We start from the raw sequence: 19334 nt of genomic DNA, 5'->3' as shown, positions 1-19334 counted from the left end.
ACATGAAGTTGTTGCCGTGACACGCCGAGGCGAGCGGCAACAGCTTCATGATCACCCCCCTGGTGGGGTGGGTCAGTGGCGGCGGAGGGGTGCTGTGAGGCGCTGCCAGAGGCGGGTCAGCGGGTTGCGGGCGCGGGGGACCGCAGCGGCGGCGCGGAGCAGGGTGACGGCCAGCTCGCGCGTCTCCGCGTCCACCGCCGGGGCGGCCAGCGCCAGGTGGGCCAGTGACGTGGCGATGGGCACCGGACGCGTCCGCGCCACGGCCGCCGCGTCGGCGAGCCGCTCGGCGACCACCCGGGCCACGTCGGGGCGTACGACCGGGTCGACCCAGGCGGCGGTGACCATCGCGAACAGGGCCGCCTCGGTGATCCAGTCCTCTACTCCCCAGACCAGGTCGAGCAGCACCTGGCGGCGGGTGGAGGCGGCCCACGGCTCGTCGGTGCGATGGTGCAGCAACCCCAGGCAGGCCCAGACCTGCACGCAGCGCACCCACATCGTCGGGTCCTGACCGGCGAGCACCCGACCGACCGCGGTGGCCGGCGGTTCCGGCGGGTGCACCAGCAGCCCGACCAGGTCCGCCAGCTCCAGGGTGGCCAGGCCCACCGCCGCGTCGTACGCGGCCGGCGGGTGCGGCCAGGCCGGGTGCGCGAGCTGGCGCAGCCGGTCGGCGGCCCCCGCCGAGGGGGCCGGCACCGCGGGCGTCGGAATCGTGCCGTCGTAGCGCCAGAGCCGCCGGGTGCCGGCCCGCCGGGGCTCGCGGGCGTCCGGCGAGCCGGCTCCGGTCACCTCTACCCGCATTCCCACCGCCGTGCCGGCCCGCAGCGCGCTGGGCGGGGGAGGCGTCGGCGACCGTACGGTGGCGCCGACACCGGGATGCTCCGCCGCGACCGCTTGGCGCAGCGCGTCGGCCACTGGACCGCCGGCGGGGGTCAACTGCCCGAGCCAGGGCCGGCCGCGGCAGCACTCGGCCAGGTCGCCGTGCTCGTGCGTGTCGTCGGTGTGGTCCCGGGCGAAGTCGGCGAGCGCGACCAGGTGCGCGACGTCGCCGTCACGCAGGTAGCGCAGCCGATGCGCGGTGTGCACCGCGCAGTCGAAGGTCGGGTCCCGGTCCAGGGCCCGATCGATCCAGTCCAGCGCCTCGTCGAGCCGGCCGGTGTCGGCCAGGGTGCCGGCGATGTCGGCGTAGACGGCGAGGTCGTCGGGATCGTGCTCGACCGCCCGGCCGAGTGCCGCCAGCGCCTCCCGGGTACGGCCGGCGCTGCGATACGCGTACCCGAGCCAGACCTCACCGAGTTTCGTCGGTTCGGCGCGTACGCCTCGCCCGGCCCAGTCGATCGCCAGCGCCGGCTCGCGGAGGCGCCGGGCCAGCGCGGACGCCGCGCCGAGCAGCAGCGCGTGCCCGGGGTGAGCGGTGACCGCGTTGCGGGCCAGCGTGAGGTACGCGGCCAGCGCCGGCCGCCCGGCGCGTGGCACCGGGTCGGGAATCGCCGCGCAGACCTGCATGAGGATCCGTGCGACGTGCTCCGGCGTGATCCGTTCGGTCAGCTCGGGCGCGGTCACCCAGGGCACCCCGGCCCAGTCGGTCTGCGGTGCGTAGCCGGTCGCCGCGGCGAGCAGGTCCAGCCCGTCGCCCGGATGCCCGGTGGCGGCTAGCAGGTGGGCGCGGGCGACCGCGGCGCCGACGTAGGTGTGCTGGTCGAGGGGGAAGAGGTCCACCCCGCCGCCGCTCACCGCGGCGAGCCGGGCCAGTGTCTCGTGCGCCTCGGGCAGGGTCGGCGCCTGCGCGAGCGCGCCGGCCACGTGCCCGGCCGCGTGCTGCAGGTCGCCCTCCTCCAACGCCAGCCGGGCCAGGGCGAGTTCCTCCGCGGCGGAGAGCGCGGCGTCGTCCTCGGGCACGTCGTCCTCTCGTCGTCCGGTGGCGGAATCGAGCCGGGACAGCCTAGGTGATGTTGGAGCGACATGGTGATCATCTGCGCAGTACTGCTCGTTCAATTGCTCATGCCAGATCAAAGATGCAAGACTGAGCAGGAAACGCGCGGCAACCGCGCAGTGGGAGGAGTTTCCGTGACGCGTGCAGGGGCCGGCATGGCCGCCGACATCGACGAGCAGCCGGCCGGCTACGAGCGGTTGCTCTCCGCCGAGCACGCCGGGGCGATCGCCCGGGTCGCGGCCGTGATCGCCGAGCGCCGGCCACGACACGTCGTCTTCACCGCACGGGGCACCTCGGACCACGCGGCGCTCTACGGGGCGTATCTCACCGAGATCCGGCTCGGCCTGCCGGCCGGGCTCGCCTCACCCAGCGTCGTCACGCTCTACGGCGGCCGACCGGACCTATCCGACGCGCTGGTGGTCGGGGTGAGCCAGAGCGGCGGCTCGCCGGACCTCACCGAGGTGCTGCGGGAGGCCCGGTCCGCCGGCGCGCTCACCCTCGCGGTCACCAACGCGCCCGACTCGCCGCTCGCCGACGTCGCGGAGCTCAGCGTGGACATCGCCGCGGGTCACGAGCGAGCGGTGGCGGCCACCAAGACGTACACCTCCGAACTGCTCGCGCTCCTCCTGCTCGTCGAGGGAATCCGGGCCGGCGACGGAGTGCTGCCGGCCGAGGAGCGGGCCGCCATCGCGGCGCTGCCGGAGTTGGCCGCCCGTACCCTCGCCGACCCCACCCCGGCGCAGCTGGCCCCGCGCTACCGGTTCGCCGCCCAACTCGTCACCACCGGCCGCGGGTACGCCTACCCGACCGCTCGGGAGGCCGCGCTCAAGCTGATGGAGACGTCGTACCTTCCGGCGCTCGCCTTCTCCGGCGCCGACCTGCTGCACGGTCCGCTCGCGATGACCGACCCGGACGTGCCGGTGCTCGCCGTGGTCGGTTCCGGCCCCGGCGGGCGTTCGATGGGCGAGGTGCTGCCCCGGCTCGGTGAGCGCCGCGCGGACGTGGTCGTCGTCGGCTCGGCCGACGTCGAGGGGGCCACCCGGATCGCCGTCCCCGAGGTCGACGAGCGGTACGCCCCGCTGCTGGACATCCTGCCGTTGCAGCGGCTCGCCCTGGCGCTGGCCCTGACCAGGGGCGAGGATCCGGACGCCCCGCGCGGGCTCAAGAAGGTCACCGCGACGAGGTGAGGAGGCGCGTGGCACGCTGGTGAGCGTGTCCACGCTGCGCGACCTCGCCGAGGAGCACACCCAGCTCCGCCCGGCGGACATCGACCACCTGCACCGGATCGCCGGAGACTGGCAGCTGCTCTCCGACATGTCCTTCGCCGACCTGCTGCTCTGGGCGCCGGTGGACGCCGAGGGCACGTTCCTCTGCGTCGCCCAGGTACGCCCGACCACCGCGCCCACCGCGTACCAGGACGATCAGGTGGGCCGGATCGTCGGCGGGCCGGAGGTGGCGCACCTGGAGGTCGCCTACCGGCAGGGCCGGATCTGGCGGGAGGGCGACCCGGTCTGGTACGGCGACGTGCCCGCCCGGCACGAGGCGATTCCGGTCCGGTTGCGTACCGCCGACGGCGAGGCGGGGGAGGTCGTGGCCGTGGTCGGCCGGGACACCAACCTCTCCACCGCGCGTACGCCCAGCCAGCTGGAGCTCAACTACCTGACCACCGCCGACGACCTGGCCCAGATGATCGCCGACGGCACCTTCCCGCCGCCCCGGCACCCGGGCGAGACGACCTCCGCGCCGCGCGTCGGCGACGGCCTCGTCCGGTTGGACGCGAACGGCAAGGTCACCTATGCGAGCCCGAACGCCCAGTCCGCGTACCGGCGGCTGGGTTACGCCTCGCACCTGGTGGGTGAGGACCTGGCCGCGCTGCACCGCCGGCTCGCCAACGACCCGCTGGAGGGGACCGACGCGGCCAACGCGGTGCTGGCCGCGCTGCGGGGCGACGCGCCACCGCGCCGGGAGATCGACGCCCGCGGCGCCACCGTGCTGACCCGGGCGTTGCCGCTGATGCCCGCCGGCGTGCCGATCGGCGCGCTGGTGCTCGTCCGCGACATCACCGAGGTGCGTCGCCGGGACCGCGCCCTGATCACGAAGGACGCCACCATCCGGGAGATCCACCACCGGGTGAAGAACAACCTGCAGACCGTCGCCGCGCTGCTGCGCCTCCAGGCCCGCCGGGTCGCCATGCCGGAGGCCCGGGTCGCCCTGGAGGACTCGGTACGCCGGGTCGCCTCGATCGCACTGGTGCACGAGACGCTCTCCATGTCCAGCGATGAGGCGGTCGAGTTCGACACGATCGTCGATCGGGTGGCCAGCGCGGCGACCGAGGTGGCGGCGACCGAGGTGCCGGTCGGCATGCGTCGCACGGGAAGCTTCGGCGTGCTGCCCGCCGAGATCGCCACCTCCCTGGTGATGGTCCTCAACGAACTGCTCCTCAACGCCGTCGAGCACGGCTTCGCCTCGGTCGACGCGGGCGACGACGCCGACGGGGCCGGACTCGCCGCGCCGGCGTCGGTGAGCGCCTCGGCCGGCGATGGTGATCCGCCGGAGGTGGTGGTGTCGGCGCACCGGTTCCGGAAGCAGTTGCACGTCACGGTGACCGACAACGGGCGAGGGCTGCCCGCCGGGTTCGACGCCGACAGCGGGGGCAACCTCGGGCTGCAGATCGTCCGGGCCCTGGTCACCGGCGAGCTGCGGGGCAGCATCGAGCTGCGCGACGCCTCCGGTGGGGGCACCGAGGCCGTGCTGGTCGTACCGTTGGCGCGTGGTGGCGCGGACGGCCGTTCCGCCTGACCGTCGGGCTCCCGGCCACCTGCGCCGCCCGCGCCACCTGCGCTGCCGCCCCGCCCGCGTCACCTGCGCCAACTGCGGCGCTGCGCTACCCGCGCCGACCGCGTCGCCGGGTCAACGGGTGAGCAGGGCGAGCGTGAGACCCGGACGATGCCAGACCTGCGTGACGGTGAAGCCGTCCCGCAGGGCGGCCCCCTTCGCGCCGGACACCGCGGTCAGTGGATCGGTGTGCCGGCCGGAGAGCACCAGCCAGACCCGGGGAACTCCGGCCAGGCAGTCGGCGGGCCGGGCGCACTCGGCGGCCCAGAGGTCGCCGCGCCGGGCCGCGCTCTCGACGAGCAGTGCGTCCCGGGGACGCCGGTCACCGAGCTGGTACTCGATCCCGAAGTTGAGGAAGAGCCAGCTACGCCGGGGTGAGTAGACGATCGCGTCGCCGGGACGCTGACCGGCCCCGATCACCTCGGCCGTCGCCCGGTAGTCGATCGGCGCGCTGCGCGGCCACTCGTGCGTGTGCCGCAGCGCGGTCTGGTCCGGCAGGCCGAGCAGCCCGGCCAGCACCACCACGGCGAGCCCGCCGGGCAGTGCCACCGCGGCCAGCGCCGCCCCGGCCAGCAGGCACGCGAACGGTACGACGAAGACCAGGTAACGGGGCACCCAGAGCGGTACGGCCAACCCGGCGACGAAGAGCAGCGACACCGGCAGCAGCACCGCGGCGCCGGGCAGCAGGGCACGCCGGCCGAGCCGGGCGGCACCGAGCGCGGCGAGCCCCACCAACAGCCCGCCGACCGCGCTGCTCTGCGCGACCCCACCCGGCAACGTGGTGAGGTCGGCCGGCCGGACGATGTCCACCCACTGCAACTGGCGTCCGCGCTGGTTGCGGGCGACCAGTGCGAGCGGGGTCACCAGCAGCACCGCCGGCAGCACGGCCGGCAGCCAGAACCAGCGCCGCCGGTCCCGGGTGCCCCCGCCGTCGGTGAGCCCGACGCGGTGGGCGACGAGCACGGCGATCGCGTGCGCGGCGAGCAGGGTGAGCGCGATCAGGTGGGTCAGGCCGAGCGCGGCGAGGGCTGCCGCGTACCCGGCCCAACGTGCCCAGCCCGGCCGGCGCAGCGCGTCGACCAGGAGCAGCGAGGCGAGTACGGCGAGCAGGGTGGCCAGCGCGTAGGGGCGAGCCTCCTGGGCGTACCGGGACGTGCTGGGCAGGAGCGCGAAGAGCAGCCCGGCGAGCAGCCCGGCCCGGGCTCCGGCGAGGCGCCGGCCGAGCAGCGCGGTCAGCGCCGCCGCCCCGGTCATCGCCAGCACCGACGGAAGTCGCAGCGCGACGATCGAGTCGCCGGCCAGCGCGACCCAGCCGTGCATGAGCAGGTAGTACGGCCCGGTCGCCGCATCGATGTTGCCCGCCAGCCGCACCAGGTCCCGTACCGAGCGGGTGGCGGCGCTCCACGTCGCCAGCTCGTCGCGCCACGGCTGTGCGCTGGTGAGCCCGGAGAGGGTCACTGCGAGGGTCAGCAGCGCCGGTGCCAGCCAGATCGCGGTTCCGGGCAGGCCACGCCGGGCCGCGGGCGTCACCGCGTCGCTCGCCGCCGGAGTCGCCCGATGCCGCTTATCGGACTTTTCGCCCACGGGTCGAGCCTATCGACGGGGTCGGCCCGTCATGTGGGATCACGCACGCGCTCGCTGGCCGGGGCCGCTCGGGTATGGCAGCATGACGGGCATGACTGCCGCCGTCGTGCGTCGATTCGTGGCCCGCCGCCACGTCGACTACGGCCGCGTGCGCAGCGCGATCTGTCCGGCCCACTGACGACGCCCGACTCACACAACTCGGGCGCGTTCCGCGCCGGCTCTCCTGACATCGCTGTCCTCAGCCCGTCCTGACGGGCCGCCGTCGCGTACGCGCTCCCACCGAGGTCCAGCAGACGACGGAGGAGGCCGCGATGGCGGTCAGCAGCATCTCCACCCGGCCCGGGGAACCGCCGACCCGCCCCGCCCGAGCCCCGCGCCGCCCGCGCGGGGAGGGGCAGTGGGCGCTCGGCCACCGCGAGCCGCTCAACGCCAACGAACGGACCAAGAAGGACGACGACCCGCTGAACGTCCGCGCGCGGATCGAGAACATCTACGCGCACCAAGGCTTCGCCTCCATCGACCCCGCCGACCTGCGCGGGCGGTTGCGCTGGTGGGGCCTCTACACCCAGCGCAAGCCCGGCATCGACGGCGGGCGTACCGCCGTACTGGAGCCGCACGAGCTCGAGGACGAGCACTTCATGCTCCGGGTGCGGATCGACGGCGGCCAGCTCTCCCTGGCCCAGCTGCGGACGATCGCCACCATCTCCCAGGAGTTCGCCCGGGACACCGCCGACATCACCGACCGGCAGAACGTGCAGTTCCACTGGATCCGGATCGAGGACGTACCGGAGATCTGGCGGCGACTGGAGTCGGTCGGCCTGCAGACCACCGAGGCGTGCGGAGACTGCCCCCGGATCGTGCTGGGCAGCCCGGTCGCCGGGGTGGCCGAGGCCGAGGCGGTCGACCCGACCCCGGCGATCGACGAGATCGTCCGCCGATACGTGGGCAACCCCGAGTTCTCCAACCTGCCGCGCAAGTTCAAGACCTCGATCTCCTGGCTGGTGGACACCCCGTACGAGGCCAACGACGTGGCGTTCCTCGGTGTGGAGCACCCCGAGCACGGCCCCGGCTTCGACGTCTGGGTCGGTGGCGGCCTCTCCACCAATCCGATGCTGGCGCAGCGGCTGGGCGTCTGGGTGCCGCTGGCCGAGGTGCCCGACGTCTGGGCCGGCGTGGTCGGGATCTTCCGCGACTACGGCTACCGCCGGCTGCGCAACCGGGCCCGGCTGAAGTTCCTCGTCGCCGACTGGGGCGTGGCGCGCTTCCGGGAAGTGCTGGAGAAGGAGTACCTGGGCCGGACGCTGCTCGACGGCCCCGCCCCGGAACTGCCGGCGAAGCCGATCGACCACATCGGCGTACACCGCCAGCGGGACGGGCTCAGCTACGTGGGCGCCGCCCCGATCGTCGGCCGGGTCTCCGGCGGACAACTCGCCCGCCTCGCCGACGTGGTCGAGTCGCACGGCAGCGACCGGGTACGGCTCACCCCGTACCAGAAGCTGCTGGTGCTGGATGTGGCGCCGGAACGGGTGGAGTCCCTGGTCGCCGCCTTGCGCTGGATCGGGCTGGAGGCCCGGCCCTCGGCCTGGCGGCGCGGCACGATGGCCTGTACCGGCATCGAGTACTGCAAGCTCGCCATCGTCGAGACCAAGGCCCGCGGCGAGGAACTGGTGACCCGGCTCGAACAGCGGCTGCGCGACTTCGACGCGGACATCTCCATCCACCTCAACGGCTGCCCGAACGCCTGCGCCCGCACCCAGGTGGCCGACATCGGACTCAAGGGCCAGCTCGTGGTCGGCCCGGACGGCCGCCAGGTGGAGGGTTTCCAGGTCCACCTCGGCGGTGGCCTCGGCATGGCGGCGGGGCGGACCGCCGGCTTCGGCCGCAAGCTACGCGGCCTGAAGACCACCGCCGAGGAACTTCCGGCGTACGTGGAACGGCTGGCGCGCCGCTACCTGGCCGGCCGGCGCGAGGGCGAGGCGTTCGCCCAGTGGGTGATCCGAGTCGACGAGGAGGAACTGCGATGAGCAGCGCGAACCGAGCGGCGCCCCTGTACTGCCCGTACTGCGGGGAGGAGGACCTGCGGCCGAACGAGGCGAGCCACGGCGCCTGGGAGTGCCACGCCTGCGCGCGGGTCTTCACGGTCAGGTTCACCGGCCTGCTCGGCCGGGCGGTGACCCGGTGAGCGCCGAGGTCGCGCCGGCCGCGACGTCACTCCGGTCCGCGGTGAACCTCGCCCTGGTGGGTGTCGGCGCGTCCGCGCCGGCGGACCCCGCCCGGCGCGACCCGGCGGAGTTGCGTGCGCTCGCCGAGGCGGCCGGCCGGGAACTGGAGGGCGCCCCGGCGCTGGAGATCGCCCGCTGGGCGTCGGAGACCTTCGGCGACCGGTTCTGTGTCACCAGCTCGATGGCCGACGCGGTGCTGGCCCACCTGGTGTCCCGGGCAGCGCCGGGGGTGGACGTGCTCTTCCTCGACACCGGCCTGCACTTCCCGGAGACGTTGCGCGTACGCGACGAGGTGGCCCGGACGCTGCCGGTGAACGTCCGCTCCGTCCGGCCTCGACTGACCGTGGGCCAGCAGGACGGCCAGTACGGTCCGCGGCTGTTCAACCGGTCCCCGGACGACTGCTGCGGGCTGCGCAAGGTCGAGCCGTTGGAACGCGCGCTCGGCGGGTACGACGCGTGGGCCGCGGGGCTGCGCCGGGACGAGTCGCGGACCCGGGCGAACACGCCGGTGGTCGCGTACGACGCCCGTCGCGGCAAGGTGAAGGTGAACCCGATCGCCACCTGGACCCAGGCGGATGTGGACAACTACATCGCCCGCTGGAACGTGCCGGTCAACGAACTGTTCAAGCAGGGGTACGGCTCGATCGGCTGCTGGCCGTGCACCCGGCGGACGAGGGCGGGGGAGGACCCGCGCGCCGGCCGGTGGGCGATGTTCGAGAAGACCGAATGCGGGCTGCACACCTGACCCGGCCGGGCCGGTCGGTAGCGGCGCGGCCCGACCCCGTGGTCCTGGTCGCGCACGGCAGCCGTGACCCGCGAGCCGGTGCGGCGACCCGGGCACTGGCCCGGGCGGTGCGTGCCGCCCGGCCCGGCGTTCCCGTCTCGGCGAGTTGGCTGGACCACACGGAGCCGGGCCCGACCGAGGCGTTGCGGGCGCTGGCCGGCGCCGGGGAGCACCGGGCGGTGCTGGTACCGCTGCTGCTCACCGCCGCGTACCACCGTCGGGTCGATATCCCGGCGGCGGTGGCCGCGGCCCGGGCCGCCGCGTCGGAACTCGCGGTACGGGTGACAGACGTGCTGGGGCCGACCGGTGCGGAGGTGGACGGGGCGCTGCTGGCCGCCCTGCTGCGCCGGCTGGCGGAGGCGGATCCGGGGCGGCTCGACGCGCTGGTGCTGGCGGCGGCGGGCACCCGTGACGCCCGGGCCCGCGGTTCGGTGGGTCGCGTGGCGGCCGCGCTCGGCCGTGAACTGGGTGTGCCGGTCCGAGTGTCGTACGCCTCGGCGGCCCCGCCGTCGGTCGGCGTGGCGGTGGCCCGGCTGCGCGCGGAGGGGGCTCGCCGGGTCGCGGTGTCGGCGTACTTCCTGGCACCGGGGCTCTTCCATGACGCGGTCACGGCGGCCGCGCGTGACGCGGGGGCGGCGGCGGTCTCGGCCCCGCTCACCGACGCGCCGGAGCTGGCGGGTCTGGTGTTGCGCCGGGTCGATGCCGCGTGCGCCGGTTCGACCCGGCGCCTGAACGGCGGGCCGGCCGTGCCGGCCGGCCCGGGGCCGCGAGTTGACGCTGCGTGACGGCGCTCGCCGTCACTCTCCGACAGGGTCGGTGTGGCCGGACGACGCCGTTGCGTGACGACACCCGGGCGCTCGGGCCGGGACGGCAGAACGCCCCGCAGGGTGACCCGCGGGGCGTTCTGCTGTGTCGTTGGTCAGGCGGAGTGGGCGCGCAGCACCCGGAGGCCACCGCGACGCTTGAGAGCGCGCCGCTCCTCCTCGCTCATCCCGCCCCAGACGCCGGCGTCCTGACCGGACTCGAGTGCCCACTGCAGGCACTGGTCGGTCACGGAGCAGCGCCGGCAGACGGCCTTGGCCTGCTCGACCTGCAGGAGAGCCGGGCCAGACGTCCCGATCGGGAAGAACAGCTCCGGGTCCTCGTCGCGGCAGACAGCATGGTGACGCCAGTCCATGGCGGCAACACTCCTCATTCTGGATGGGTGGCAGATAACGCTTTTGGTGCTTTTCCTATATGCGTCCGCACTGCCGGTCGTAACGGTTCGCGTTCGACTATTCGGCACTGCGTGAGCAGGCTGCTGGCCCCGCGGACCTGCTGGAACGGCTCAATGCGGTGAGCGTGTCCAGGCGATGTCCCGGTAACTCAAGTTCGCTTGTGAATACTTTCACGAACTCACGCAATGTCAAGGGTGACGCTCGGAAAAACTCCGCGCGGTGAGCAAGCCCACAACCCATTTGTCCGGATTCTTAAGCCCTCTGGTTACCCGGAGTGCCACAGTCGAGGATCAATTTAGTACGAATCTTGTGTCAACGCTGACATTTCCGGCACCCTTTCCGTCGGCGTGGCGGCGGCTCACCTCGGTGCGAGCGCCGCGTCAACCTGCGGTGGTACCCGAGACCTAGCAGATTACTCTCAGTGCGGCAGGAACGGATGTGAATCTGACTTTCTCCCGCTCGCCCAGATAGTCGCCATCGAGTTGGAAGGCCTGCGGGCGGCCGGAGAGCAGCGTGAACTCCGCCACGTCGTGCAGGCGCAGCACCTGCCGTCCGGACGGATCGGGCCGCGAGGAGAAGAACTGGGTGACCGTCCGTGTCGTACTCGGCACCCGAAGTTGGCGCAGCGCGAGCACGTCGAGGTCGAGGTCGAAGGACGCCTTCGGATTGGGGTTGACCTCCCGGTCGCCCAGGTACGTCCACGGAGCCGTGTTCTGGATGATCGCCGTCGACAGGCCACCCTCCACCAGCTCGCCCGGCCGCTCCAGCCGGATGGCCGGCCGACGCCGGTCCGAGGCGAAGAAGTACTGGCTCAGGATCGCGCGCAGGTAGAGGCTCGGGCTCGAGACCCGTCCCCGGCGACGCGCCTGTTCCACCCGGTGGATGACCGCGGCGTCCAGTCCGAAACCAGCGCAGAAGGTGAAGTAGCGGTCGTCGGCCCGGCCCAGACCGATGGTCCGGTAGCGACCGAGGCGCAGCCCTTCGAGGATCATGCTGGCGCCCTCCGGCCACTCCCGGGGCAGACCCAGTGCTCGCGCGAAGACGTTCGTCGATCCGCCCGGCACGGTGGCCAACGCGGGCAGTCGCTCGGCCGACGAGGCCGCGCCGGGCATGGTCGGCGGCTGCGCCGTCATGAGGCCGTTGACCACCTCGTTCACCGTGCCGTCGCCACCCAGCGTGACAACGACATCGACGCCCTCCTCGGCCGCCTCCCGGGCCAACGTGGTCGCGTGTCCCCGCCGGCGGGTGTAGCGCACGGTGAGGTCGACCTCGCTGCGCAGTGCCCGGACCAGGACGTCCCGGCTGCGTTCGCTGGTGGTGGTGGCCTTCGGATTGACCACCAGGACGGCCCGCATGGGCGGCACTGTACCTCCCGGTAGCCCGGGTATCGTGGCGCCCGTGACCACCGACTCCGACCCGATTCCCGTCACCCTCCGCTGGGCCGTGTGGCTACTGCGCGGCGAGGCGGTCGCCGTGGGACTGATCGCCCTCTGGCTGGTGTGGGCCGACCTGACCGCGGACACCACCGTCGGCCTGACCTCGGCGCTGCTGGTGACGGCGTTCGCGGTCGCCGGAGCTGTCGCCCTCTGGGCGCTCGGCGGGGCCCTGCACCGCCGCCGCGCCGGCGCGCGCGCCCCGGCGATCGTGCTCCAGCTGCTGCTCCTGCCGGTCGGCTGGTACATGATCCAGGGCGGGATGGGCTGGCTGGGCGTACCGCTGATGGCGCTCGGGGTCGGGGTGAGCGTGCTGCTGGTCGCGCCCGCCAGCAACCGGGCCCTGGGCTTCTCCTGAGCCGGCCCGCGGCGGCTCAGTAACCGGTGGACCGGCGGGTGAGCAGCGAGATGGTGGCCCGCCCGTCGCCGGCGGTGGCGCTGGCCGACGTGGTCAGCGCGGTGAGCACCTTCCAGGCGAAGGACGACTCGGCGGGCAGTGCCGCGCCGCGGACGGTCGGGACGGTCACCTCGACGGTCAGGGCGTCCTCGGTCACCGAGAAGCGGCACTCCAACTCGGCGTCGGACGTGGCGACGGCCAACAGCATCGCGCAGGCCTCGTCGACGGCGATCCGCAGATCCTCGATCTCGTCGAGGGCGAACTGCAGCCGGGCCGCAAGGCCGGCGGTGGCGGTGCGGAGCACACCCAGGTAACCGCCGTCAGCGGGCACGGTGAGGTGCACGACATCGTCGCCGGTGGCCGCCTGGCCGGTCAGTTGAGTCACCACTCATCCCCCCGGTCGGGGACTCTACCCGCTCAGACGGTCGTGCGCGTGGGGGCCGTCACCGCCTGGGCGGCCAGTCCGTGCAGAGCCTCGCCGCTGAGCCGGTACGGAACCCACTCGTCCATCTTCTCCGCGCCGATCGCCGCGTAGAAGCCGGCCGCCGGGTTCCAGTTGATCATCCACCACTCGAGCCGGCGGTAGCCCCGCTCGACGCAGATCGATGCGAGGGTGGCCAGCAGGAGCCGACCCGCACCGCTGCCCCGCGCCGCCGGACGGACGTAGAGATCCTCCAGGTAGATGCCGTGCACGCCGGCCCAGGTGGAGAAGTTGAGGAACCAGAGCGCGAACCCGAACGGCTCGTCCTGCGCGTCCACGGCGACGTGGCCGAAGAGCGCGGGCGCCGGACCGAACAGCGCGGTGGTCAGCTGCTCGTCGGTGAGGTGGCACTGGTCGGGAGCGCGTTCGTACGCCGCTAGTTCGTGCACCATCGCGACGACGGCCGGTACGTCCGCGGGACGTACCGGCCGGATCGTCGGTGCCTGAGCCCCGAGGGTCACGCCTTCTTGGTCTCCCAGAAGATCTTGGCGATCTCGTCGATCTTCTGCAGCAGCTGGTCGGCGGTGGCCGGGTCGAGGCTGCCCTTGACGCCGCCGGAGCCGGCGAGCTTGGTGGCCTCGTTGAAGAGCTGGTGCAGCTGCGGGTACTTCTCGAAGTGGGCGGGCTTGAAGTAGTCCGTCCAGAGCACCCAGAGGTGGTGCTTGACCAGCTCGGCGCGCTGCTCCTTGATGATGATCGCGCGAGTCCGGTACTCCGGGTCGGTGTTCGCCTGGTACTTCTCGCAGATCATTTTCACCGACTCGGCCTCGATGCGGGCCTGAGCCGGGTCGTAGACGCCACAGGGCAGGTCGCAGTGGGCGCTCGCGGCGACGCGGGGCGTAAGGATGCGTGGAAGTCGCATCGGGATCCTCCATGGGAAGTTTGCGATGATCCAAGACGACATTACTCCTGGACCGGCTCCCCGACCCGGTGGAGGTGAAACCATGCCGCCCAGTCACCCAGCGGAGCCGCACCGGCTCCGCTGGCCGCTCACCGCGGTCCTGGTGACCGGCCCCTCCATGGCGCCCACCCTGCGCCACGGCGACGCGCTGCTGGTGCGCCGGGGCGGTCGACCGGTACGCCCCGGCGACGTGGTGGTCGCGGTCTTCCGCAGCCGCCCTGACCTCCTGGTGGTCAAACGCGCGGTACGGCCACAGGACGGCGGCTGGTGGCTGCGGGGCGACAACGACCTGGTCACCGACGACTCCCGCGCGTACGGCGTGGCCGACGTGCGGGGCCGGGTGCTGGTTCGCTACTGGCCCCGGCCCGGCCGGGTCGGCGCGCGACCGTTATGACCCTGCGCCCGTCCGGAGGGCATCTCCGACACTATGCTCGGAAAGTGCCCGGGTGACCCCCCGCACCGCGCGCCGCCGCTCGCCGCCCACCTCGCGCACCGAGCGGGCCGCCCCGTCTGCTCGACAGAGTTCTGGAGTCACCAATGCATTCGTCCTCCGTGGACCCCGCTGACCCCGTCTTCCAGCTGCATCGCGGCGGCAAGATGGCCATCGCCTCGACGGTGCCGCTCACCAGCCGGGAGGACCTCTCCCGCGCGTACACCCCGGGGGTCGCCCGGGTGTGCGAGGCGATCGCCGCCGACCCGGGCCTGGCCGCCGACTACACCTGGACCGCGCACACCGTCGCGGTGGTCACCGACGGCTCGGCGGTGCTCGGGCTCGGCAACATCGGCCCACGAGCGGCGCTGCCCGTGATGGAGGGCAAGGCGGTGCTGTTCAAGCAGTTCGCAGGTGTGGACGCCGTCCCCGTCTGCCTGGACACCCAGGACGTGGATGAGATCGTGGCGACCGTGCGGGCGCTCGCGCCCTCGTTCGGCGGAATCAACCTGGAGGACATCAGCGCGCCGCGTTGCTTCGAGGTGGAGCGCCGGCTCGACGAGGCGCTGGACATCCCGGTCTTCCACGACGACCAGCACGGCACCGCCATCGTGGTGCTGGCCGCGCTGCGCAACGCGGCGACGCTGCTCACCCGCAAGCTCGGCGACCTACGGGTGGCCGTCAGCGGCGCCGGCGCGGCCGGTGTCGCCGTGACGAGGATGCTGATCGCGGGCGGGGTGAACTCCGACCAGGTGGTGGTCTGCGACTCCAAGGGGATCATCGGCCGGCACCGCACCGAGCTGACCGGTGCGAAGGCCGAGTTGGCCGCGACGACCAACGCCGACGGTCGTACCGGCGACATCACCGAGGCGCTGCGTGACGCGGACGTCCTGATCGGCGTCTCGGGCGGGCAGATCCCGGAGGCGGCGGTGGCCGGCATGGCGGCGGACGGCATCGTCTTCGCCCTGGCCAACCCCACCCCCGAGGTGCACCCGGAGGTGGCTGCCCGGCACGTCGCCGTGGTCGCTACCGGACGCAGCGACTACCCGAACCAGATCAACAACGTGCTCGCCTTCCCCGGCGTGTTCCGTGGGGCGCTCGACGCCCGGGCGACCCGGATCACCGACGGGATGAAGGTGGCCGCCGCCGACGCCATCGCCGGAGTGGTCGCCGAGACGCTCACCGCCGACGCGATCGTGCCGTCACCGCTGGACCCGCGGGTCGCGCCCGCGGTGGCGGAAGCGGTCGCCGAGGCGGCCCGCCGGGACGGCGTCGCCCGTGCCTGAACTCGCCTGAACTCGCCGTCGCGCGGTGCGGCGGAGGCCCAATCTGTCGCGTTCGGCACAGGAAGGGGCCTTCTTAACGGCCGCTCAGCTTGTTACGGTGCCGACCATGCGTGCCGCCTTCGCCACCCGTTTCGATGACACCGACCCGCTCACCGCGCTCGCCGTCGGGGAGCGGCCGGAGCCGACCCACCCGGCCGACGACTGGGTGACCGTCGAGGTGCGGGCCAGCTCGCTCAACCACCACGACCTCTGGTCGCTGCGCGGTGTCGGCCTCACCGAGTCGCAGCTGCCGATGGTGCTCGGCTGCGACGCGGCGGGCGTGGACCCGGAGGGTAGGGAGGTGGCCGTCTACCCGGTCGTGCCCACCCCGGGCGACCCGCGCGGATCCTCCATCCTCTCCGAGTACTTCCCGGGCACCCTCGCCGAGCGGGTGGCCGTACCGCGGGCGAACCTGGTGCCACTGCCCGACGGGCTGTCGCTGGCCGATGCGGCCTGCCTGCCCACGGCCTGGCTCACCGCGTGGCGGATGCTGACCACCAAGGGCCGGTTGGACGAGGCCGACTCGGTGCTCGTGCAGGGCGCCGGCGGCGGGGTGTCGACGGCGGCCGTCGTGCTCGCCGTGGCGATGGGCAAGCGGGTGTACGCGACCAGCCGGGACGCCGGCAAGCGCGAGCGGATCGCGGCGCTGGGCGCGACCGGGATCGAGCCGGGAGCCAGGCTGCCGGAGCGGGTGAACGTGGTGATCGAGACCGTCGGCGCGGCCACCTTCGACCACTCGCTGAAGTCGGCGGCCCCGGGTGCCCGGATCGTGGTCTCCGGGGCCACCGCGGGGCACGAGCCGAAGGTCAACCTGCGCCGGGTCTTCGCCATGCAGTTGGAGATCCTCGGCACCTCGATGGGCACCCCGGGGGAGCTCTACGAGCTGCTGACGTTCTGCGCCGAACGGCAGGTCCGCCCGGTGGTGGACAGCGTGGTGCCGTTCAGCAAGGTCGAGGACGCCTTCGCCCGCCTGCGGTCCGGGGACGCCTTCGGCAAGATCGTCGTCGACCACACCGCCTGACCGCCTCCCACCGTGGGGTGGGAGTTAGAGGCGGTCGTCCAGGGTGGCCAGGTTGCCCCGGGTGGCGTCGGCGGCGATGCGCCTCTTGGCCGCCGGGTCGCCGTACAGGGACCAGCGGAGGAACTCGACAGTGGTGTCCGCGACGACCCGCATCGCCGCGCCGTCGGAGAGCAACGCCCTTCCATGGTCGCCCCTGGTGAGACTGAGCATCGCCTTCGGCCAGGGCACCGCGTCGTAGACGGCCTTGCCCGCCGCGTACTCGACCACCTCATCCAGCTCGCCGTGCACGAAGAGCTGCGGGGCGGCCGTGCCGGCGAACGCCGTGCCCACGCCGAGCGACGTGCCGGCGAAGACCACGCCCGCGTCCAACCGCTCGTCTCGCCCGGCGGTGAAGAGGCCGATAGTGGTCACCCCGCCCGCCGAGTGCCCCGCCGCCGCCACCCGATCGGTGGCGAGCCGACCGCGCAGCTGGTCACCGGCCCTGCGATCGAGCGCGAGCACCTGGGTCAGCGCGTACGACACGTCGGCGGGCTGGTTGAGCACGTCGAGCACGTTCCCGTCGGCGCCCCGCGAGGTGTGCGGGAAGGTCGGTGCGGCCACCACGAAGCCGGCCGCCGCCCAGCGGGTCAACAGGGCCTCGTAGTCGTCCGGCCGGCCACCCAGGCCGTGGCTGAACATCACGACCGGGAACCTTCCGTCGGCCGCCGTGGCTGCGGGTTCCGGCTCGTCCCCGGGCGGCCCGGCCGCCGGGTACCAGACGGTCACCGGGAGGGGACGGTCGCCGTCGCGGTTCAGCTTCACTTGTCGTACGCCAACCCCGAAGCGCTGCGTGGGAGCCTTGCCCTCGGGTACCCGAGGTGAGGGCGTGGCGCTCGTCGGTCGGTCCGCCGAGGCGGTCGGGCGCGCGGGGGTGGGTGCCTCGCCGGAACAGCCGGCCAGTCCGGCCGCGAACAGAACGGCGGCGAGCAGGGCGGTGCTGCGGCGACGGGACATGAAACCGATTGTGCCCGGACAGCTGATGTGTGGCCCGGCCAACGGACCCGACCACGGTCGCAGTCGCAGTCGCAGTCGCAGTCGCCGTCCGCCGTCGTCGTCCGCGATCGCCGTCGCCGTCTGCCGTCGCCGTCGGTTCGTTCCGGGTCGACGCGGCCATCGATCCTGCACGGTCCGGCGCCGCCAACAGGCGCAACCGACGGCGTCGAGCTTGATGACTCTGAGGTATAAAAATGCCTCACAGTCATCAAGCTTCGTTGGAACCTTCGCCGACCGTGCCGCTTGGCCGTGCCGCGGGAGACCTGATCCGAGGCCACGTCGCCGGCCCGTTTCTAGGCGCTGAGAGACGCTCGCAGCCGGGCGAGATCGTCGGCGTCCTTCGGTCGGCGGGGGCGCTCCGGCATCCAGACCGGGAACATCTCCTTGAACTCGATCTGCGCGGCCACCGAGATGACCGGCGCGGTGTGCGAGCCGATCCTTCCGGGCGGGCCGTCCAGCATCCCCGTGGGCAGGTGCGTGCCCGCCCACGGGCCCGCGCCCACCGTGACCCGGCCGTTGGCGTCCCGCGCCAGGTACGCGAAGCTCACCTCGACGTCGCCCCGGAACAGGTCCAGCTGTACCTCGACCGGCATCCTCGGGTCGGGCCGCCAGCCACGACCGGTCAGCGCCGCGGTCAGACGGTCCGCGTCCGCGCGCCAGCAGTACCAGTCGACGTCGACGTGTGTCCGGGTCACCCGCCCGAGGTGGAAGTCCATCGCCCAGCCGCCGCGCAGCCACACCTCGATGCCGGCCGCACCGGCCGCCTCGACGACCTCGTCCACGCTTTCCAACTGCCGCTTCGCAAGCCCGCCCACTCGCCGACCGTACCGGCCGTCAAGCCGGGCGCGGGCCTAGCGGGACTCGTAGCGGGTCAGCGGCGACTGCGCATCGGTGCGAAGGCGGCCGCGGGCCTCCCGGTCACCGTAGAGCGTCCACCGCAGGAAGTCCGTCATGGTGGCGAAGACCTGCTCGAACCCGGGCTTACCGGGAATCAGGTACTCGCCGTGGCCCTGCCCGAGCACGCTGACGAAGGCGGCCGGGCCGAGAGCTCGGTCGTACGCCGCGCGGCCCACCGCCAGCGGCACGATCGGATCGGCGGTGCCGTGCACGAAGAGCAGCGAAGCGGGCTGCCCCGTGAGGCCGCCCGCCATCCCGCCGCCCGCGACGATCACACCTGCGCGCAGCCGCGACGAGTGCTCCGAGGTGAACATTCCAGCGGTGGTGTAGCCGCCCGCCGAATGGCCGGCCGCCGCGAACCGGGCGACGTCGAGATGCCCGGCGAGCGGGTCGTCCTGGCGCGCGTCCAACCGGACCAGGTGCCGGATCAGCCGCCAGCAGTCGGCCGGCTGGTTCCGTACGTCCGCCCGGTCGAACCGCGCCGCGCCGCGCCGCGTGTTCGGGAAGGCGGGCGCGGCCACCACGAAGCCCGCAGCGGCCCAGCGGCTCGTCAGTCCGGCGTGGAGCTCGGGCAGGCTGTCCAGCCCGTGGCTGTAGATCACCACCGGGAACCGCCCGGCGGCCACCGCCCCGCCCTTCGCCGGGTACCAGACGGTCACCGGCAGGGGACGCGCCGAGCCCGCGTCGAGGGTGAACGTACGCACGCCGACGGCGTACGTGCCCTCGGGCGCCCGGCCGGTCGGAGCCGGCTCCCCGGTCACGGCACCGGCCGGCGCGCAGCCGGGGAGCAGCATCACCGCCGTCACCACCGCCAACAGCCGCCTGGTCCCCACGGTTCCACGGTA

The 19334-nt window shown here is 73.3% G+C and carries 20 protein-coding genes; 10 read left to right on the top strand and 10 right to left on the bottom strand.

All coding sequences use genetic code 11. From position 1 onward, the window contains the following. Positions 1-72: 72 nt before the first annotated feature. Positions 73-1896, bottom strand: coding sequence for a tetratricopeptide repeat protein (locus ABZS42_RS00585; RefSeq protein WP_355141040.1), 1824 nt, complete (start codon positions 1894-1896; stop codon positions 73-75). 189 nt (positions 1897-2085) lie between these two features. Between ABZS42_RS00585 and ABZS42_RS00580 the strand changes: the two genes are divergently transcribed. Both ABZS42_RS00580 and ABZS42_RS00575 read left to right on the top strand, forming a co-directional pair. Next, positions 2086-3117, top strand: a complete 1032-nt coding sequence (locus tag ABZS42_RS00580) for an SIS domain-containing protein (protein ID WP_355141347.1) — start codon at positions 2086-2088, stop codon at positions 3115-3117. Between the two features lie 25 nt (positions 3118-3142). Continuing rightward, positions 3143-4729, top strand: coding sequence for a histidine kinase N-terminal domain-containing protein (locus tag ABZS42_RS00575; RefSeq protein ID WP_355141038.1), 1587 nt, complete (start codon positions 3143-3145; stop codon positions 4727-4729). Positions 4730-4840: 111 nt separating this feature from the next. On the opposite strand, the gene ABZS42_RS00570 is transcribed toward ABZS42_RS00575, so the two are convergent. After that, positions 4841-6271 carry a glycosyltransferase family 39 protein gene (locus ABZS42_RS00570; protein ID WP_355141345.1) on the bottom strand — a complete coding sequence of 477 codons (1431 nt, stop codon included), beginning with the start codon at positions 6269-6271 and terminating at the stop codon, positions 4841-4843. 389 nt (positions 6272-6660) lie between these two features. Between ABZS42_RS00570 and ABZS42_RS00565 the strand changes: the two genes are divergently transcribed. From ABZS42_RS00565 to ABZS42_RS00550, 4 genes are read left to right on the top strand one after another with little or no spacing between them, the layout of a single operon-like run. Beyond that, positions 6661-8373: a nitrite/sulfite reductase gene (locus ABZS42_RS00565; protein ID WP_355141036.1), complete on the top strand. Its 1713-nt coding sequence runs from the start codon at positions 6661-6663 to the stop codon at positions 8371-8373. Continuing rightward, the gene (locus tag ABZS42_RS00560) at positions 8370-8531 is read left to right on the top strand and encodes a hypothetical protein (RefSeq protein WP_355141034.1); all 162 of its coding nucleotides are present in this window, start codon (positions 8370-8372) and stop codon (positions 8529-8531) included. Before ABZS42_RS00565 ends, ABZS42_RS00560 begins: the two co-directional genes overlap by 4 nt. A gap of 41 nt (positions 8532-8572) precedes the next feature. Beyond that, positions 8573-9316 carry a phosphoadenylyl-sulfate reductase gene (locus tag ABZS42_RS00555; RefSeq protein ID WP_355141343.1) on the top strand — a complete coding sequence of 248 codons (744 nt, stop codon included), beginning with the start codon at positions 8573-8575 and terminating at the stop codon, positions 9314-9316. Continuing rightward, the gene (locus tag ABZS42_RS00550) at positions 9298-10140 is read left to right on the top strand and encodes a CbiX/SirB N-terminal domain-containing protein (protein ID WP_355141032.1); all 843 of its coding nucleotides are present in this window, start codon (positions 9298-9300) and stop codon (positions 10138-10140) included. Before ABZS42_RS00555 ends, ABZS42_RS00550 begins: the two co-directional genes overlap by 19 nt. 134 nt (positions 10141-10274) lie before the next feature. On the opposite strand, the gene ABZS42_RS00545 is transcribed toward ABZS42_RS00550, so the two are convergent. Beyond that, on the bottom strand, positions 10275-10532 hold the full coding sequence (locus ABZS42_RS00545; protein ID WP_076472094.1) for a WhiB family transcriptional regulator: 258 nt from the start codon (positions 10530-10532) through the stop codon (positions 10275-10277). 444 nt (positions 10533-10976) lie between these two features. Further along, positions 10977-11927, bottom strand: a complete 951-nt coding sequence (locus ABZS42_RS00540) for a diacylglycerol kinase family protein (RefSeq protein ID WP_355141029.1) — start codon at positions 11925-11927, stop codon at positions 10977-10979. A 43-nt stretch (positions 11928-11970) separates the two neighbouring features. On the opposite strand from ABZS42_RS00540, the gene ABZS42_RS00535 reads away from it, so the two are divergent. Beyond that, positions 11971-12363: a hypothetical protein gene (locus ABZS42_RS00535; RefSeq protein WP_355141027.1), complete on the top strand. Its 393-nt coding sequence runs from the start codon at positions 11971-11973 to the stop codon at positions 12361-12363. Between the two features lie 16 nt (positions 12364-12379). Here the strand turns inward: ABZS42_RS00535 and ABZS42_RS00530 are convergent, their stop codons facing one another. From ABZS42_RS00530 to sodN, 3 genes are all read right to left on the bottom strand, one after another. Further along, entirely contained in the window at positions 12380-12787 is a 408-nt protein-coding gene (locus ABZS42_RS00530; RefSeq protein ID WP_350786371.1) for an ATP-binding protein, read from the bottom strand. A 32-nt stretch (positions 12788-12819) separates the two neighbouring features. Then, positions 12820-13275, bottom strand: coding sequence for a GNAT family N-acetyltransferase (locus tag ABZS42_RS00525; RefSeq protein ID WP_355141341.1), 456 nt, complete (start codon positions 13273-13275; stop codon positions 12820-12822). 65 nt (positions 13276-13340) lie between these two features. Next, entirely contained in the window at positions 13341-13745 is a 405-nt protein-coding gene (gene sodN, locus ABZS42_RS00520; RefSeq protein WP_355141025.1) for a superoxide dismutase, Ni, read from the bottom strand. Positions 13746-13827: 82 nt separating this feature from the next. Between sodN and ABZS42_RS00515 the strand changes: the two genes are divergently transcribed. The 3 genes from ABZS42_RS00515 (at position 13828) to ABZS42_RS00505 (ending at position 16560) form a co-directional block, all read left to right on the top strand. Further along, positions 13828-14178, top strand: coding sequence for a S24/S26 family peptidase (locus tag ABZS42_RS00515; RefSeq protein ID WP_355141023.1), 351 nt, complete (start codon positions 13828-13830; stop codon positions 14176-14178). Between the two features lie 143 nt (positions 14179-14321). After that, a complete protein-coding gene (locus ABZS42_RS00510) occupies positions 14322-15500 on the top strand; it encodes an NADP-dependent malic enzyme (protein WP_355141021.1) in 1179 nt (392 codons plus the stop codon). A gap of 97 nt (positions 15501-15597) precedes the next feature. Beyond that, positions 15598-16560 carry a zinc-binding dehydrogenase gene (locus tag ABZS42_RS00505; protein ID WP_355141019.1) on the top strand — a complete coding sequence of 321 codons (963 nt, stop codon included), beginning with the start codon at positions 15598-15600 and terminating at the stop codon, positions 16558-16560. 24 nt (positions 16561-16584) lie between these two features. Here ABZS42_RS00505 and ABZS42_RS00500 read toward each other — a convergent pair whose 3' ends face one another. The 3 genes from ABZS42_RS00500 to ABZS42_RS00490 form a co-directional block, all read right to left on the bottom strand. Beyond that, positions 16585-17553: a chlorophyllase gene (locus ABZS42_RS00500; protein WP_355141017.1), complete on the bottom strand. Its 969-nt coding sequence runs from the start codon at positions 17551-17553 to the stop codon at positions 16585-16587. A 332-nt stretch (positions 17554-17885) separates the two neighbouring features. Beyond that, positions 17886-18407 carry an aminoglycoside adenylyltransferase gene (locus ABZS42_RS00495; RefSeq protein ID WP_355141015.1) on the bottom strand — a complete coding sequence of 174 codons (522 nt, stop codon included), beginning with the start codon at positions 18405-18407 and terminating at the stop codon, positions 17886-17888. Positions 18408-18443: 36 nt separating this feature from the next. After that, complete coding sequence (locus tag ABZS42_RS00490; protein WP_355141013.1) at positions 18444-19322, bottom strand: alpha/beta hydrolase; 879 nt, start codon at positions 19320-19322, stop codon at positions 18444-18446. Positions 19323-19334: the final 12 nt, after the last annotated feature.

Origin of the sequence: Micromonospora sp. NPDC005367 (assembly GCF_040606825.1) — a bacterium.
Lineage (GTDB): Bacteria > Actinomycetota > Actinomycetes > Mycobacteriales > Micromonosporaceae > Micromonospora.
The sequence above is the reverse complement of the archived record's forward strand: the minus strand, read 5'-3'. Positions and strand labels throughout refer to the sequence as shown.